Origin of the sequence: Pseudomonas fluorescens (assembly GCF_902497895.1) — a bacterium.
Classification (GTDB): domain Bacteria; phylum Pseudomonadota; class Gammaproteobacteria; order Pseudomonadales; family Pseudomonadaceae; genus Aquipseudomonas; species Aquipseudomonas fluorescens_BP.
Window position 1 is genome coordinate 23720 of sequence record NZ_CABVHQ010000055.1, and the last position, 16541, is coordinate 40260.

General features: G+C 60.7%; 15 protein-coding genes. 8 read left to right on the top strand and 7 right to left on the bottom strand.

Annotated features, from left to right (window positions below; translation table 11 throughout):
* Positions 1-2: 2 nt before the first annotated feature.
* The 7 genes from F8N21_RS22900 to F8N21_RS22930 all read right to left on the bottom strand — a co-directional run bounded on the left by F8N21_RS22900 (position 3) and on the right by F8N21_RS22930 (position 7866).
* Positions 3-1517: a 3-hydroxyacyl-CoA dehydrogenase gene (locus F8N21_RS22900; RefSeq protein ID WP_150644279.1), complete on the bottom strand. Its 1515-nt coding sequence runs from the start codon at positions 1515-1517 to the stop codon at positions 3-5.
* Positions 1518-1526: 9 nt separating this feature from the next.
* The gene (locus F8N21_RS22905; RefSeq protein WP_150644280.1) at positions 1527-2468 is read right to left on the bottom strand and encodes an electron transfer flavoprotein subunit alpha/FixB family protein; all 942 of its coding nucleotides are present in this window, start codon (positions 2466-2468) and stop codon (positions 1527-1529) included.
* Positions 2469-3218 (bottom strand): electron transfer flavoprotein subunit beta/FixA family protein, encoded by a 750-nt coding sequence (locus tag F8N21_RS22910; RefSeq protein WP_150644281.1) that lies wholly within the window; start codon positions 3216-3218, stop codon positions 2469-2471.
* Between the two features lie 58 nt (positions 3219-3276).
* Positions 3277-4419: an acyl-CoA dehydrogenase family protein gene (locus F8N21_RS22915; protein ID WP_150644282.1), complete on the bottom strand. Its 1143-nt coding sequence runs from the start codon at positions 4417-4419 to the stop codon at positions 3277-3279.
* A 12-nt stretch (positions 4420-4431) separates the two neighbouring features.
* Positions 4432-5628 carry an acyl-CoA dehydrogenase family protein gene (locus F8N21_RS22920; RefSeq protein WP_150644283.1) on the bottom strand — a complete coding sequence of 399 codons (1197 nt, stop codon included), beginning with the start codon at positions 5626-5628 and terminating at the stop codon, positions 4432-4434.
* 58 nt (positions 5629-5686) lie between these two features.
* On the bottom strand, positions 5687-7024 hold the full coding sequence (locus F8N21_RS22925) for an enoyl-CoA hydratase-related protein (RefSeq protein ID WP_150644284.1): 1338 nt from the start codon (positions 7022-7024) through the stop codon (positions 5687-5689).
* A gap of 65 nt (positions 7025-7089) precedes the next feature.
* Entirely contained in the window at positions 7090-7866 is a 777-nt protein-coding gene (locus tag F8N21_RS22930; RefSeq protein WP_150644285.1) for an enoyl-CoA hydratase, read from the bottom strand.
* A gap of 231 nt (positions 7867-8097) precedes the next feature.
* Here F8N21_RS22930 and F8N21_RS22935 point away from each other — a divergent pair, with 231 nt between their 5' ends.
* From F8N21_RS22935 to F8N21_RS22970, 8 genes are all read left to right on the top strand, one after another.
* Positions 8098-9762, top strand: a complete 1665-nt coding sequence (locus F8N21_RS22935; protein WP_191624387.1) for an AMP-binding protein — start codon at positions 8098-8100, stop codon at positions 9760-9762.
* A 39-nt stretch (positions 9763-9801) separates the two neighbouring features.
* Complete coding sequence (locus F8N21_RS22940; protein ID WP_150644286.1) at positions 9802-10569, top strand: SDR family NAD(P)-dependent oxidoreductase; 768 nt, start codon at positions 9802-9804, stop codon at positions 10567-10569.
* A gap of 14 nt (positions 10570-10583) precedes the next feature.
* Positions 10584-11366: a 2-ketocyclohexanecarboxyl-CoA hydrolase gene (badI, locus tag F8N21_RS22945; protein ID WP_150644287.1), complete on the top strand. Its 783-nt coding sequence runs from the start codon at positions 10584-10586 to the stop codon at positions 11364-11366.
* Between the two features lie 63 nt (positions 11367-11429).
* Complete coding sequence (gene aliB / locus F8N21_RS22950; RefSeq protein ID WP_150644288.1) at positions 11430-12569, top strand: cyclohexanecarboxyl-CoA dehydrogenase; 1140 nt, start codon at positions 11430-11432, stop codon at positions 12567-12569.
* A gap of 71 nt (positions 12570-12640) precedes the next feature.
* Positions 12641-13120, top strand: a complete 480-nt coding sequence (locus tag F8N21_RS22955; protein WP_150644289.1) for a MarR family winged helix-turn-helix transcriptional regulator — start codon at positions 12641-12643, stop codon at positions 13118-13120.
* Between the two features lie 426 nt (positions 13121-13546).
* On the top strand, positions 13547-14788 hold the full coding sequence (locus F8N21_RS22960) for an OprD family porin (RefSeq protein WP_150644290.1): 1242 nt from the start codon (positions 13547-13549) through the stop codon (positions 14786-14788).
* Between the two features lie 56 nt (positions 14789-14844).
* Positions 14845-15549 (top strand): nitroreductase, encoded by a 705-nt coding sequence (locus F8N21_RS22965; protein WP_150644291.1) that lies wholly within the window; start codon positions 14845-14847, stop codon positions 15547-15549.
* A gap of 69 nt (positions 15550-15618) precedes the next feature.
* A complete protein-coding gene (locus F8N21_RS22970; RefSeq protein WP_150644292.1) occupies positions 15619-16242 on the top strand; it encodes a TetR/AcrR family transcriptional regulator in 624 nt (207 codons plus the stop codon).
* Positions 16243-16541 lie beyond the last annotated feature (299 nt).

The following is a 16541-nucleotide window of genomic DNA, read 5'->3' on the forward strand; positions in this document are numbered from 1 at the left end:
GTTTATTCCTCGGGAGTGGTCAGGGGCAGGCCGAGCTGTACACGGCGACGCAGCCAGGGGCTGAGGCGATAGCGCGGTTCCTGATAGAGCTCGTGCAATTCGTGCAGGATCTGCTCGATCTTCAGCGCCCCGTAGTGGTCACCGAAGCCCAACGGGCCGTGGGGGTAACCCAGCGCCAGCTGAACCGCACGATCCAGGGTGGCTGGATCAACGATACGTCGCTGAGCAATTTCGCAGCCCAGGTTGACGATACTGGCCAGCACCCGCTGGGCGATGAAACCGGGCGAGTCGTTGATCACCTCCACCGGTACGCCATCCGCGCCCAACACCTGCCGCGCCTGCGCCAGCACGGCGGGATCCAGCCCCGGCTGACGCATCAGCACTCGGCGCAGGTCGAAACCGGCAAAGGTTTCCAGTGCCAGGCTGCGGGTGACCGGCAGTTGCTTGCGGGCGATCACGCTGCTGGCATCTTCACCCAGCGGCGTGACCAGACAGATAGCGTTCGGGCTGGGCTGTTCACCCTGCTCCAGCACCGCACCGGCACTCGCCAGCACGGCGCCGATCTTGTCGCGCATCGCAGCATCACGGCAGTCCAGCCAGAACGGTCGGTCGACAACTACCTGTGGCAGCTCGCCCCGGGTTTCCTCGACCACACGGCCGTCCTGGTAGCGATAGAAGCCCTGCCCGGTCTTGCGCCCCAGCAAGCCAGCAGCAAGACGCGTGGGCACCAGCGCTGAAGGGGTGTAGCGCGGATCCTGGTAGAACTGCTGGTGAATCGACTCCATCACCGCATGGGAAATGTCCAGGCCGACCAGGTCGAACAGCTCGAACGGGCCCATGCGAAAGCCCAGGCAGTCCTTGAGAATGCGGTCTATCTGCGCGGGAGTGGCGATACCTTCGGCGAGGATGCGCAGCGCTTCCGGACCGTAGGCTCGGCCGGCATGGTTGACCAGGAACCCCGGCGAATCCGGCGTCACCGCGGCGAAGTGCCCGGCGTGTTGCGCCAGCGCCGACAGCCGCTCGATCACCTGCGGGTCGGTGCGCTCGCCGCGCACCACCTCGACGATCTTCATCAGCGTGACCGGGTTGAAGAAGTGAAAGCCGGCGACCCGCTGCGGATGTTCACAGGCGCTGGCGATCTGGGTGATCGACAGCGACGAGGTGTTGCTCGCCAGCACCGCTTCGCTGCTGACCAGTTTTTCCAGTTCCCGGAACAGGTTCTGCTTGGCGTCGAGATTCTCGACAATGGCCTCGATCAGCAGGTCGCAGCCGGCCAGTTCTTGCAGGGTGTGCGCCGCACGCATGCGCTCCAGGGTGCCGGCCAGTGCTTCGGCGCTGAGCTTGCCCTTGGCCGCAGCACGCTGCAGCAGGTCACGGTTCTGCATAAGGGCTTGTTCGATAGCTTCGCCGCGGCTGTCGTGCAGCAGCACCTCGACCCCGGCGCTGGCAAACAACTGCGCAATACCACGACCCATGGCCCCGCTACCAATCACACCGATCTGTTTGAACGTGGTCATAAGAACTCCTCAGAGAGCGTGTTCCAGCTCGGGAACAGCTTCGAACAGATCCGCCACCAGGCCGTAATCGGCCACCTGGAAGATCGGTGCTTCTTCGTCCTTGTTGATCGCCACGATCACTTTGGAGTCTTTCATGCCGGCCAGGTGCTGGATCGCGCCGGAGATACCGACGGCGATGTACAGCTGCGGGGCAACGATCTTGCCGGTCTGACCAACCTGCATGTCGTTGGGGACAAAACCGGCGTCGACCGCCGCGCGCGAGGCACCCACGCCAGCGCCGAGCTTGTCGGCCAGCGAATAGAGGTGCTTGAAGTTGTCGCCGTTCTGCATGCCGCGGCCGCCGGACACGACGATCCTGGCAGCGGTCAGTTCCGGGCGATCGGATTTGGCCAACACTTCATCAACGAAGCAGGATTTTCCAGATTCGTAAACGGTAGTAATCGCTTCGATGAGAGCCGAACCGCCTTCAGCTGCCACCGGGTCGAAACCGGTAGCCCGCACGGTGATCACTTTGACCGAGGCGTTTGATTGCACGGTAGCGATGGCGTTACCGGCATAGATCGGACGCTTGAAGGTGTCAGCGCTTTGCACCGAGATGATCTCGGAGATCTGGTCAACGTCCAGCGCAGCGGCAACCCGCGGCAGGATGTTTTTACCGTTGGAGGTGGCGCAAGCCAGGACATGGCTGTAAATCGTGTTCTGCTCGATGACCAGATTCGCAATCAACGGGGCAACGTTTTCGGGTAGCAGATGGGCGTAGACGGCGTTGTCGGCCACCAGCACTTTGGCCACACCAAGGATTTTCGCCGAGGCTTCAGCCACGATGCCAACGCCGAGACCGGCCACCAGCACGTGAATGTCGCCACCGATTTTCACGGCCGCAGCCACGGTGTTCAGCGTGGCCGGAGCCAGCACTTTGTTGTCGTGCTCAGCGATTACCAGAATAGTCATTTAGATTACCTTCGCTTCGTTCTTCAGTTTCTCGACCAGTTCAGCCACCGACTTGACCTTGATACCGGCGCTGCGGGTAGCCGGCGCTTCGACTTTGAGGATCCTGACGGAGGAAGTGGTGGCAACGCCCAGGGCATCCGGAGTCAGCACTTCGAGAGGCTTCTTCTTGGCTTTCATGATGTTTGGCAGGGACGCGTAGCGCGGCTCGTTCAAACGCAGGTCAGTGGTGACGATGGCCGGCAGTTTCAGGGAGACCGTCTGCGCGCCGCCGTCGACTTCGCGAGTCACGGCAAGGCTATCGCCGCTGACTTCGACGTTCGAGGCGAACGTGCCCTGACCGTAGCCGGTCAGCGCAGCCAGCATCTGGCCGGTCTGGTTGTTGTCGCTGTCGATGGCTTGCTTGCCAAGGATCACCAGCTGTGGCTGTTCCTTGTCGACTACCGCCTTGAGCAGCTTGGCCACGGCCAGGGAGTTCAATTCATCAGCGGATTCGACGAGGATGGCCCGATCGGCCCCCAGCGCCAGGGCGGTACGCAACTGCTCCTGAGCAACCGACCGACCGATCGACACCACGATGATCTCGCTCGCCACGCCTTGCTCTTTCAGGCGCACCGCTTCTTCCACGGCGATTTCGCAGAACGGGTTCATCGACATCTTGACGTTAGCGAGGTCGACGCCGGAGTTGTCCGCTTTGACGCGAACCTTGACGTTGAAGTCGACCACGCGTTTTACCGCGACCAGTACTTTCATGATCTGTTCCTGTATGAGTCAGCCAGCGCAGTGCCCGGCCCTGGCAAGCAGTGAGTGTTCAGGCGCTGCGCAACAAATCGGCATAGGCCTGTAGATGATGGTCGTCATCGCCCAGCTGGTGGCTGAGCATGATCAGCCGCTTGGCATGGTGAGCCAGGTTGTATTCCCAGGTCATGCCGATGCCGCCGTGCAGTTGGATGGCTTGCTCGGCGATGAAACGCGCTGCGCGAGTGACGATGAACTTGGCGGCGGCCAGACGGCGACTGCGCTCCTCGCTGTCGGCCTCGTCGGCGATACAGGCGGCCATGACGGCCATGGAAGTCGCCAGCTCCAGCTCGCCGCGCATATCGGCCATGCGATGCTGCAGGGCCTGGAATTTCCCGATCGGCGCGCTGAACTGCTGACGGGTTTTCAGGTAGTCCAGGGTCAGGCTGAAGGCTTCCTGCAGACTGCCGATGGCCTCAGCGCACTGCGCCGCAATCGCCCTGCCCTGCTGGTAGCGCAATGCCGCCAGCGCCTGGCCGGCAGGACCCAGCAGGTGTTTCTGGCTGAGTACGACGCCGTCCAGGTACAGGTCGCAGGCGCGTGGGCCATCGATGCACGGGTAATCACGGCGGCGGACACCCGCAGCTTGTGGATCAAGCAGAAACAGGCTGATGCCGGACTCATCCAGAGCGCTGCCAGCGGTACGCGCCGAGACCAGAATCAGCCCGGCGCTGTGGCCGCCAATCACCGCGCACTTATGCCCGGTCAAACGCCAGCCGCCGTCAACGGCTTCGGCACGGCTCTGCACATCGTGCAGCTGATAGTGGCTCTGGCTTTCTTCCAGAGCCACCGCGAGCTGCAGCTCACCCGTTGCCACTTGAGGTAACCACTCGGCACGCTGGGTCGCAGTACCCAGTTGCTGCAGCAGCCCGGCCCCGTGAATTTGTGACTGCAACCAGGGTTCCAGGCACAGGTTGCGGCCCAGTTCGGTCATCACCAGCATGCTGTCCACGCCACTGCCGCCGAAGCCGCCGTGCTCCTCGGCCAGCGGCACGGCGCTGAGACCCAGCTCACCGAGCTGGCTCCAGAACTCACGGCTAAACCCCGGTTCGCTGCGGTAAAACTGCTCACGCTGTTCAAAGCTGTAACTGTCGCGCGCCAAACGCGCCACGGTGTCTCGCAGCATGTGCTGCTCTTCGCTGAGATTGAAGTCCATGGGGGTGCCTCCTTAGAGCTCAAGAATCATCTTGGCAATGATGTTTTTCTGGATTTCGTTGGAGCCGCCATAGATGGACAGCTTGCGCAGGTTGAAATACTGGCTGGCCGCAGCGGCGCTGTAGTCGGTGTGCAACAGCTCACCGGGATAGGCGTAGTCCAGTTCTTCCTCGACGAAAGGCAGGGCATGCACGCCCAGCACTTTGCGCTGCAGGTGGCTGATAGCCTGGCGAATTTCCGAGCCCTTGATCTTCAGGATCGAACTTTCCGCCCCCGGCATACCACCACCCTGAACGGCCGCGAGGATGCGCAGGGTGCTCATCTCGATGGCCATCAGCTGCATTTCCACTTCGGCAATCTGTACCCGCAACAGCGGGTCTTCCAGTAGCGGGCGGCCGTTACGCAATTCCTGGGTTGCGACCCATTTCAGCTGCGCCAGCGCCGCCTTGGACTGGGCGATGCCCGCCTGACCGGTGCGCTCATGGGTCAACAGGAACTTGGCGCAGGTCCAGCCCTTGTTCTCTTCACCCACCAGATTGGCGACTGGCACTCGCACGTTGTCGAAGAACACTTCGTTGACTTCGTGCTCGCCCTCCAGGGTGATGATCGGCCGCACCGTGATGCCTGGCGTCGCCATATCGATCAACAGGAAGGAAATACCGCCCTGCTGCCTGGCTTGCGGGTCGGTGCGCACCAGGCAGAAAATCATGTTGGCGTGCTGACCGAGGGTGGTCCAGGTTTTCTGGCCATTCACCACGTAGTGGTCGCCGTCAAGCACGGCGCGGGTCTTCAGGCTGGCGAGGTCGGAACCGGCTCCCGGCTCGGAGTAACCCTGACACCACCAGTCATCGCCCGACAGGATGCGCGGCAGGTACCAGGTCTTTTGCGCCTCGCTGCCGAATTTCATGATCACCGGGGCGACCATGTTGACCCCGAAGGAGATCAGCCGCGGCGCACCGAAGGCCGCGCACTCCTCCTCGAAGATATGCCGCTGCACCAGGCTCCAGCCGGTACCGCCATGCTCTACCGGCCAATTGGCGGCGTACCAGCCGCGCCGGGCCAGAACCCGTTGCCAGCGCAGGTGGTCGTCTTTACCAAGATGCTTGCCGAGACGCACTTTGGCGGCGATGTCGTCAGGCACGGCCATGCTGAGGAAGCTGCGTACCTCATCGCGAAACTCGAGTTCGGCCGGGGTGTAGTTGATGTCCATGCAAAGTCCTCGATGGGTGTGGGGCCAGCATCAGGCTGGCCGGCCGCAAGCGGCCTGTTCAGCCTTGCTGATCCTGCTCGGCGAAAGTCTTGCCTTCGGCGACCAGGCGTTCCAGCAGAGGAGCCGGTTTCCAGTGCTCGCCGTGTTTTTGGTGAAACTCACGGATTTGCTGCAGTACGGCTGGCAGGCCGATCTGATCGGCCAGGAACATCGGCCCGCCACGATGGGCCGGGAAGCCATAGCCCGTCAGGGAAATCACATCGATGTCACTGGCGCGTAAGGCGATGCCCTCTTCGAGAATCCGCGCGCCTTCGTTAATCAACGCGTAGATCGGTCGCTGCCACAGGCGCTGTGGATCGCTCTCGACCTGGACTGCGAGTGACGGTTCGCGAACCACCGCGTCGAGCTTCAGGCCGGGCATGTCGAGCATGGCGAAGGGGCCCATGGCCATGCCGAACTCACGCAACGCAGCGTCCACCTGCGCCACACTGACGCCCTCCTCCACCAGGCGATTGCCGACGGTAACCGACGCATCAAGATCGACGGCTTTAGCCGCCTGACGCTCCGCGAAAAATTTGTAGATCAGCGCGGCGCGCTGCGGCGACTCCAGGCACTCGAGAAACAGCGCACGCTCGCGCTGCAGACCATCGATCAGTGGCAGAGTGGTCGCCGCTTCAATCGCAGCAATACAGCGCAGCGGCGAGAACAAACCGGGCTGACCACGTTGCACCTCTGCGCGCTTGGCCATCAGCAGTTCGGCATTGCTCGTGCCTACAGCCGCTGGCACCCTGGCCTGGCCACTGCGTCGCGGCTGTACGCCTTGCGCCAGTAACTGCGCGGCGTAAGCCAGGCCGGCGGCCAGCGGCTCACCGTCATACAGTTCATCGACGATGCCGCTACGCTTGGCCTCGACTGCGCTGATCGGCTCGGCGCCCACGATCATCTCCAGTGCCTGCGCCACACCGACCAGGCGCGGCAAACGCTGGGTACCACCGGCACCCGGCAACAAACCGAGCTTGACCTCCGGCAGCCCGACTTTGGCGGTGTGCTGAATGATGCGGTAATGACAGGCCAGCGCCACTTCAAGACCGCCGCCCAACACCGAGCCATGCAGCACCGCCAGCGACGGCTTGTTGAAGCTTTCCAGAGAGCGGGTCACGTCCGGCAGGATCGGCGCTTGCGCCGGTTTGCCAAACTCACGGATATCGGCACCGGCAATAAAGGTTCGACCCGCGCAATACAGCAGCACCAGCTTGACCTGGGGATCCTGCTCGGCGGCGTTGAACGCTGCCAGCAGGCCCGCGCGCACGCTCTGGCCAAGGGCATTGACCGGTGGATTATCGATGCGCACAACAGCTATCGCCCCTTCACGGGACCACTGCACGGGAGAAGACATCGGGTTACTCCTGCAGGCATTTTTTGCCTGCTTTTATTGTTGTTTTGGCCGGGTAAAAAAACTGCTTAACGGTGTTTCCAGAGTGGTTTGCGCTTCTGCACGAAAGCCTGCATGCCTTCCTTTTGATCTTCGCTGGCGAAGCATGCGTGCATCAGGCGCCGCTCGAAATGCACGCCCTCGGCCAAGGTGGTTTCAAAGGCGCGATTGACCGCTTCTTTATTGAGTTTGACCGCCATCGACGATTGGTCGGCTATCTGCCGGGCGATCTGCAGGGCTTCGTCGAGCAGGCTCGCCGCCGGCACCACGCGGCTGACCAGCCCGCTACGTTCGGCTTCCGCCGCGTCGATCATGCGTCCGGTCAGGCACATATCCATGGCTTTGGCCTTGCCCACCGCGCGAGCCAGGCGCTGGGTACCACCGGCGCCCGGCAGCGTACCGATTTTCACTTCCGGCTGACCAAACCGGGCGTTGTCGGCGGCAATGATCAGGTCGCACATCATCGCCAGCTCGCATCCACCGCCCAGAGCCAGCCCGGACACTGCGGCGATCACCGGCTTGCGGCAGCGAGTCACCTCCTCCCAGTTGGCTGTCACGAAGTTGTCCAGATAGACGTCGGCGAACCCCTTGAACTGCAACTCGACGATATCGGCACCCGCGGCGAAGGCCTTTTCGTTACCGGTAATCACCATGGCGCGAATGCCGTCCTCGCGTTCGAAGGCACGCAGCGCCTCGCCCAGTTCACTCATTAGCGCGTCACTCAACGCATTGTGCATCGCGGGTCGATTGAGCCGGATCAGACCGACGCTCTCATGACGCTCAACCAGAATATTGTCGTAGGGCATGACATTCACCATTGCTGTTGGGCTGCGGCGCGCCGCATGAATCGTTGCATGCCGAAGTCTGGCCAGATGACCCGAAGACGGCTCCGAACACTTGCGATCGAGTCTATCCACATAAAAAATTAAAGACAACATGTTGACATAATAAAAAATTAGCGAGTATCTTCAGCTCCATCGGAAAGCCAAAACTTTCGCCGTAAATAATAACAAACCTCGGTATAGCTGGTGCTAACAATGACTATAAAGACGAACATGCAGCCAGAGCGACGTTCCGCCATGCTTGAGTCAGGCGCATGGAATGACAAGATCATTACAGACTATCTCGATCAAGCGGTGTCCAGCGCTCCCAACTCGGCCGCACTGATTGCCTACCGGGTGAGCGAGGATGAACGCCGCGTCATCAGCTACCGCGAACTGAATGGCCTGGTGACCCGTATGGCTGCAGGTTTGGCCGCGCTGGGTGTCAACAAGTCCGATGTGGTGTCCTGCCAACTGCCCAATTGGTGGCAGACAACTGCTCTGCACCTGGCTTGTGTGCGTATCGGTGCCATTCTCAATCCGCTGATGCCGATTTTCCGTGAGCGCGAGCTGGCCTTCATGCTCGGCCACGCACAGAGCCGGGTCCTGGTGATCCCCCACAGCTTCCGTGGCTTCAATTACCCGGCGATGGTGCAGGGGATGCGCGACGAACTGCCCGATCTCGAGCACGTGTTGGTGATTGGTGGCGACCACAGCGCTGACTGCTTCGAGCAAGTCCTGCTGCAACGCGCCTGGGAGGAAGAGGTAGACACCCAGGCGTTGTTTGCCGAACGCCGTCTGGCCGGTGACGATGTGGTGCAGCTGCTATACACCTCCGGCACCACCGGTGAACCGAAGGGTGTCCTGCACAGCTCCAACACCCTGTTCAGCAACGTACGTCCCTATGCCGAGCGCTTGCAGCTGGGCTCTGAAGATATCGTTTTCATGGCCTCGCCGATCGCCCACCAGACCGGTTTTCTCTACGGCCTGATGATGCCGATTTATCTGAAGAGCACTGCTGTTCTGCAAGACATCTGGGACGCGCGCTTCGCAGTCAAGGTAGTCAATGCCGAGCGGCCGACCTTCACCATGGCGTCGACCCCGTTCCTGGCCGATCTGATCGATATTGCCCCCGAGCACCGCGAAGAACTTTCATCGCTGGGTATTTTTGTCGCCGCCGGAGCCCCTATCCCCAGCGCCCTGGTGGAAAAAGCCAGTACTGCGGTAAATGCCAGGATCATTTCTGCCTGGGGCATGACTGAGAGCGGCGCGGTGACCATGACCCGCTTGCACGACGATGCCGAGCGCGCCATTCATACCGATGGACTGGCCCTGCCATTTACCGAGGTGATGATCGCCGACGAGCACGGCAATGAAGTGCCCCGCGGCACTGAAGGCAACTTGTTGGTGCGCGGCGCCAGCGTGTTCGTCGGCTATCTCAAGCGTCCCGAACTTTATGGCGTGGATGACCATGGCTGGTTTGCCACCGGCGACCTGGCACGCATGGACGCACAGGGCTACATCCGCATCACCGGACGCACCAAGGATGTGGTGATCCGCGGCGGCGAGAACATCCCCGTGGTGGAGATCGAGAACCTGCTCTACAAGCACCCGGCAATTTCCGCCGTGGCCCTGGTTGGCTGCCCGGATCCACGCCTGGGCGAGCGGCTGTGCGCCTATGTGACCCTGCACGACGCTGACTCCAGCCTGAGCCTGGAAGAAGTGGTGAGCTTCCTCCTGCAACAGCGCCTGACCAGGAATTACCTGCCCGAATACCTGGAAGTGCTGCAGGCCTTGCCGCGCACCCCTTCCGGAAAGATTCAGAAATTCAAACTGCGCGAACAGGCCGCGGATATCCGCCTGGACTCTGCCAAGCGCTGATGACTGGCAATTCAATCAAAACAATATGAGGACTGCTGCATGAAAGGTCTTACTGGAAAAACCGTAATCATCACCGGTGGCGGCGGCGGCATTGGTCGTGCCGTATGCCAGCGCTTTGCCGCTGAAGGCAGCCTGGTGGCGGTGCTTGATCGTGACGGCGCCGCCGCGCAAACCACTGTCGATCTGATCACCCAAGCCGGTGGCAAGGCACAGGCCTACGCCGCCGACATCACCGATTACGCCGCCATCGTCGAGACCGTGGCAGCCATCGAAATAGACCTTGGCGTACCGACCGTACTGGTCAACAACGCCGGCTTCGACCGCTTCATGCCCTTCCTCAAGACCGAGCCGGCCATGTGGCAACAGCTGATCTCGATCAACCTGACCGGTGCGCTGAACATGCACCACGTGGTCCTGCCGAAGATGCTTGAAGCCGGTGGCGGCAAGGTCATCAATGTGGCTTCCGACGCCGCCCGCGTCGGCTCCTCCGGCGAAGCCGTGTACGCCGCCTGCAAGGCAGGCCTGGTGGGTCTGTCCAAGACCCTGGCGCGTGAACTGGCGACCAAGAACATCAACTTCAATGTGGTCTGCCCGGGCCCGACCGATACCGCCCTGCTGAAAAGCGTAGCGGCTACCTCGAGCAACCCGGAGAAGCTGATGGAAGCCTTCAAGAACGCCGTTCCGATGCGCCGCCTCGGCCAGCCGGAAGACTACCCGGGCATCATCGCCCTGCTCGCCAGCGACGACGCCAACTTCATCACCGGACAGGTTATTTCCGTGTCCGGCGGCCTGACCATGGCCGGCTAACCAGGAGAACTTCCATGAATTACGAAGACATTCTGTACACCGAAGTCGAGGGTGTTGCGACCATCACCATCAACCGTCCGGATCGCTACAACGCCTTCCGCGGCCAGACCTGCATGGAGCTGATCCACGCCTTCAACCGCGCTGGCTGGAACAAGGAAGTCGGGGTCATCGTGCTCACCGGCGCTGGCGACAAAGCGTTCTGCACCGGCGGTGACCAGAGCGCCCATGAAGGTCAGTACGACGGCCGTGGCCTGATCGGTCTGCCGGTAGAAGAACTGCAGGGTCTGATCCGCGATGTACCCAAGCCGGTGATCGCCCGGGTCAATGGTTTCGCCATCGGCGGCGGTCACGTGCTGCACGTGGTCTGCGACCTGAGCATCGCTTCCGAAAAGGCCATCTTCGGCCAGGTCGGCCCGAAAGTCGGCTCGGTTGATCCGGGTTTCGGCACGGCCTATCTGGGTCGCATCATCGGCGAAAAACGCGCCCGTGAGATCTGGTACCTGTGCCGCAAATACACCGCTCAGCAAGCCTGCGACTGGGGCCTGGTGAACGCGGTAGTGCCCCATGAAGAACTGGATGCCGAGGTACAGAAATGGTGCGACGAGATCCTCGAGAAGAGTCCGACCGCCCTGTCCATTGCCAAGCGCTCGTTCAACGCCGACAGCGCCAACATCGCCGGGATCGGCGCCCTGGGAATGCAGGCACTGAGCCTGTACTACGACACCGATGAAGCCAAGGAAGGAACCGCTGCGTTCAAAGAGAAACGCAAGCCGGAATTCCGCAAGTTCTACAAGTGATCCCGCTGCCGGCAGCCCCGCTGCTGCCGGCGCTATCCCCAGCCCAGGCTCGGAGAGAGAGACATGAATTTCGCATTCAATGAACAACAGAACGCCATTCGGGAAAGCGTTGCCCGCTTCAGCGCCGACGTGCTCGCCCCCGGCTACCGCCAGCGCGACCGCGACGGCCGTATCGAGCGCTCGGTGATCCTGCAAATGGGCGAAATGGGCCTGCTTGGCGGCGAACTGCCGGAAGAATTCGGCGGCAGCGGCCTGGACTGCGTCACCGCAGGGATCATCATCGAGGAAATCGCCAAGGGTGATTTCAACGTCGGCTATATCCCGCTACTGACCTCGCTCAACGGCCAGATCATCGCCCAGCACGCCTCCCCGGAACTGGCCAGGGAGTGGCTGAGCGCGATCACCGCCGGCCAGAAGATCGTCTGCATTGCCCTGACCGAACCCAGTGGTGGTTCCGACGCCGCCAGCCTGCGCATGAAGGCCGAGCGCAAAGGCGACGTCTATATCCTGAACGGCGAGAAGACCTCCATCTCCATGGCCGATCAGTCTGACGTTGCGGTGGTCTTTGCCCGCACCGGCACTCAGGAGTCGCGCGCCAACGGCATCAGTGCCTTCCTGGTGCCGATGGACCTGGCGGGCATCAGCACCACCCGTTTCGAGGATGCCGGCGAGCGCGCCATCGGCCGCGGTTCGATCTTCTTCGACAATGTCGAAGTACCCATCAGTCACCGCCTGGGCGACGAGGGCAAGGGTTTCAAGCAGGTGATGCAGGGCTTCGACTACAGCCGCGCGTTGATCGGCCTGCAATGCCTGGCGCTGGCCCAGCAGTCGCTGGACGAGACCTGGCAGTGGCTGACCGAACGCCAGGCCTTCGGCCAGAACCTCTCGGCCTTCCAGGGTCTGACCCATCCGCTGGCCGAATTGCAGACCTATGTGCATGCCGCCCGCCTGCAGTGTTACTACGCGCTGTGGCTAAAGGACAACAAGTTGCCACACAATGCCGAAGCGGCAATGAACAAATGGTGGGGACCGAAGCTCGCGTTCGACGTGGTCAAGCAGTGTCTGCTGGCCCACGGTCATACCGGCTACGGCGAGGACCTGCCATTTGCCCAGCGCCTGCGCGATGTGCTCGGCCTGCAAATCGGTGACGGCACCGCCCAGATCATGAAAAATATCATCGCACGGGAATTCGTTCCCACGTGACGCCTTGTTTGCTCCGGCAGGCAGGGTGTTGTCATAAACCCTAGCACCGACCGGATCGACAAGGAATCGCAATGACCAGCAATAACACCAGGGGAATACCCAACCGCCTGTTCTTCAGGCTGTTCCAGACGGGAAACACCCTGCAACGGCAAGTGCAGAACGAGATGGGCATCAGCACCGTGCAGTGGGCGGTGCTCGGAGCCCTGTCCCGCGAAGGCTACGAGGAAGGCATCTCGTTCAACCAGCTGACCGAGTACCTGGTGGTCAGCCGGCAGAGTCTGGACGGTGTGCTCAAGCGCATGGAGCGCGACAACCATGTGGTGCGCGTACCGCATCCCGATGACGGACGGGCGCGGATGGTGCAACTGACGGACACCGGTAAGGCGTACTGGGAGTCGCTACAGGAAAGGATTTACCAGTTTTACCAGCAGGCGTTGAAAGGCTTCAGTTTCGACGACAGCGTCAGCCTGCTGCATTTTCTTACCAAGTTGCATGTCGATTTGGCCAAGGTCGCCCTTGGCAACGGGTTGCCGGACAAACAGGAGGACTAGCAGGCTCAACACCCCTTCCCTTCCTGCCTCCGCGCCCTGCGGTAAGTTCAATGGCTTCACCGCCGTCAGTTCGCTCGTTCCAGATTTCGGCGATGTTTGGTCACATGATCGCCCTGGAAACGTGCGGGTCGCGGCATGGCGTTGAGTTTTCCCCGTTTTCCGTCCAGCTCAGCCTCGACTCTATCAAACAGCCACCCAGTCACCTGAACTTCTACTCACCAATGAAAGAGGCAGAATCCGCATCAGAGGCTACGCCGAGCTCACCTGAAAAATCTTAAGCGATTGATTACCCACAACAAAAAAGCGAATTTTAATCTTCACTTTACGTGATGACTCGTCCCGAAAAAATGCTCGAGTTCAATAACAAAGTACCTCCTTAAACGCAATAGCTGGCTGTTCACCACAATAAAAACAAGAGGTCCAACCATGCTTGACCATTCCAAAACGCTGTCCATCGCCCTCGCTATCAGCAGCACCCTTATTGCTCAACGGGCGGTTGCCGAATTCAACGACGACAGCCACCTGACACTTGAAGCCCGCAACTTCTACATCAACCGTGATTTTCGCGATAACCCGAGCACGGCAAACCACAAGGCTGAAGAGTGGGGACAAGGCTTTATGCTGCGTTACAACTCAGGCTTCACTGAAGGCACGGTGGGTTTTGGCGTGGATGCGCTCGGACTGCTCGGCCTGAAACTGGATTCCGGCCGTGGGACCAGCGGTGCAGGCGCCTTGCAAGTGCAGCGTGACGGTGACGTTTCAGACGACTTTGGTTTTGTCGGCGCTACCGCTAAAGCCAGAATGGCCAATAGCCTACTGACCATCGGCACCCATGCACCCACACTGCCTATCGCGTTTCGTAATGACACCCGTTTATTGCCGCAGACGTTTCAAGGTGCGCAGATTGTCTCCAGTGACATCGACAAATTGACTTTAACCGGCGGCCAGTTCCGCGCCACCCGCCTGCGCAACTCGACCGACTATGAAGACATGAACATGTTTGCCGATGGTTCCACAGGAGGCGTAGCCAGTGATCGTTTCAACTATGCAGGGGCTACTTACGCACTGTTGCCGAACCTGACCACTACCTACTTCTTTGCCGAGTTGCAGGACAATTACAGCCAGCACTACGGCAATCTCATTCACTCCCTGCCATTGGCTGAAGGATTAAACCTGAAGTCCGAAGTGCGTTATTTCCAGAGTGAGAATGAAGGTCGCACCAACGTCGATAACCGCAACCTGGGGGCCATGTTCACCCTGTCCTATAAAGGGCATTCTCTGGGCACCAGCTACCAGAACCAGAGTGGCGATACCGGCATGCCCTTCATCGCCGGTGGTACCGATCCCTGGACATTCAACACCGTTACTTACCACCATTTCCTGCGCGCCCGAGAAGACTCCTGGCAGGTTCGCTACGACTTCGATTTTGCGGTGGTCGGCGTTCCGGGGCTGAGCCTGATGACACGCTATGTGTCAGGCGACAACTTTGAAATCGCCGGAATAAACGCCAAGGAATGGGAACGCGATGTTGATATCGGCTACGTGGTACAAAGTGGACCTCTGAAAAACGTCAGCCTGCGGGTACGTAATGTTGCCTATCGCGGCAGCCACACCACCGACATCGACGAAAACCGCCTGATCGTCGGCTACACCTTCAAGTTCTGGTAACCCTCCAGGCGCGGGCCCGGTGCCCGCCCCCATTCCGACTTCCGGAGATCCATCACATGCATATCGATGCCGCCATCCGCTCTCGTAAATCAGTTCGCCGCTTCCTGCCCCTGAGCGTGCCCCGGCATGTGATCCAGCACATACTGGACCTGGCTGCACGCGCACCCAGCGGCAGCAATGTCCAGCCCTGGCATGTCCATGTAGTGAGCGGCCAAGCCAAGCAGGCGCTGTGCGCAGATCTGCTTGTCGCTGCGACAACCCAGGCTGAACAGCACAATGCCGAGTACCAGTATTACCCGGACAACTGGTTCGAACCCTACCAGGGACGCCGCCGAGCAGTCGGCTTCGACTTGTATGAAACGCTCGGCATCGAACGCGACGACACGCCCGCTCGCCACCAGCAGATGCTGCGCAACTACCAATTCTTCGATGCCCCGGTCGGCCTGTTGATCAGCCTCGATCGCAGGCTCAACACCGGCAGCTTCATGGATCTGGGCATGTTCATCCAGAACCTCATGCTCGCCGCCCGTGGCCAGGGCCTGCACACCTGCGCTCAGGCGGCATTTGCCGGGTACCACCAAGTCATCCGCCAGCATCTGCCTGTCGCGGACAACTTCATACTGGTTTGCGGTATCGCCCTGGGACATGAAGATCGCGATGCACCGGAAAACAGCCTGGAGACGCCGCGGGAACCGGTGGCGGGTTTTGCCTCATTCCATGGCTTCGACGAGCCAGTTCACCCCGCGCCGGCGAGTGCGTGATGGCATCCCAAATCACCGAACACTTCAACATCGCGCTCCCGCGCCCCGTAACGGAGCAGCAACCTGACCATGCCCGATAAAGCGCTGAAAAATGCTCACTGGACCGAACAAGCCATTCGCGAGGCAGCCATATTACTGATCTCGAAGATCGGCTACGAATCGATGAGCCTGCGCCAACTGGCCACCCAGGCAGGCGTCAACCCAGGCACCCTGTACCTCTACTATCAGGGCAAGAAGGAACTGCTGCTGACCCTGGTGCTCGACTACCTGGAAGAACTCTCGCTCGCCTGGAAGCATTGCAAACCCCGCAATGCCAAGGCCGATGCAACGCTGCAGGCCTTCGTCGCCTTCCATGTCCGCTACCACCTGCTCAGGAAGGAACAGGGTGTGCTCGGCAACATGGAGCTCAGGAGCCTCGACGACGGCGAGCTTGAGACCGTCCGACAAGCCCGCCGGGCCTACCTGGGGGAACTGCAGGCGATCCTCGAACAAGGCAGGGCCGAGGGCCTGTTCCACTACGATGAGCCGAAACTGCTCAGCCACATACTCTTCAACATGCTCACCCATGTCTGCTCCTGGTTCCGCCCCGAGGGCAAGCTCGGCATTGAAGAGGTGGTCAGCCAATACTCGGAACTCGCATTCAGGATGGTTGGCTGCACCACCTGCACAGTGGACCCGACACGAAGGGCGTGATGATGGTTCGTCGAGAATTGCTGTCCAGCACGAGAAATTCAAAGGCGCTGATAGGCCGGCTGTCAGGCCGCCTTCGCGGGGGCCCCAATGCCAGTCAGTTAAGGGAAGTCAGCATCCAGGTACTGCGTCTGATCCGAAATCCACCCTCACCCCAGCCCTCTCCCCAGGGGGCATAGGTATCTACACATCTTTTAAGGGCTGCCGAATACTGTGGCGAGGGGGCTTGCCCCCGCTGGGTCGCGAAGCGGCCCTAAAACCGGCAATCGCAGTTTTCCAGGTAGAACGCATCCGCTGGTTTT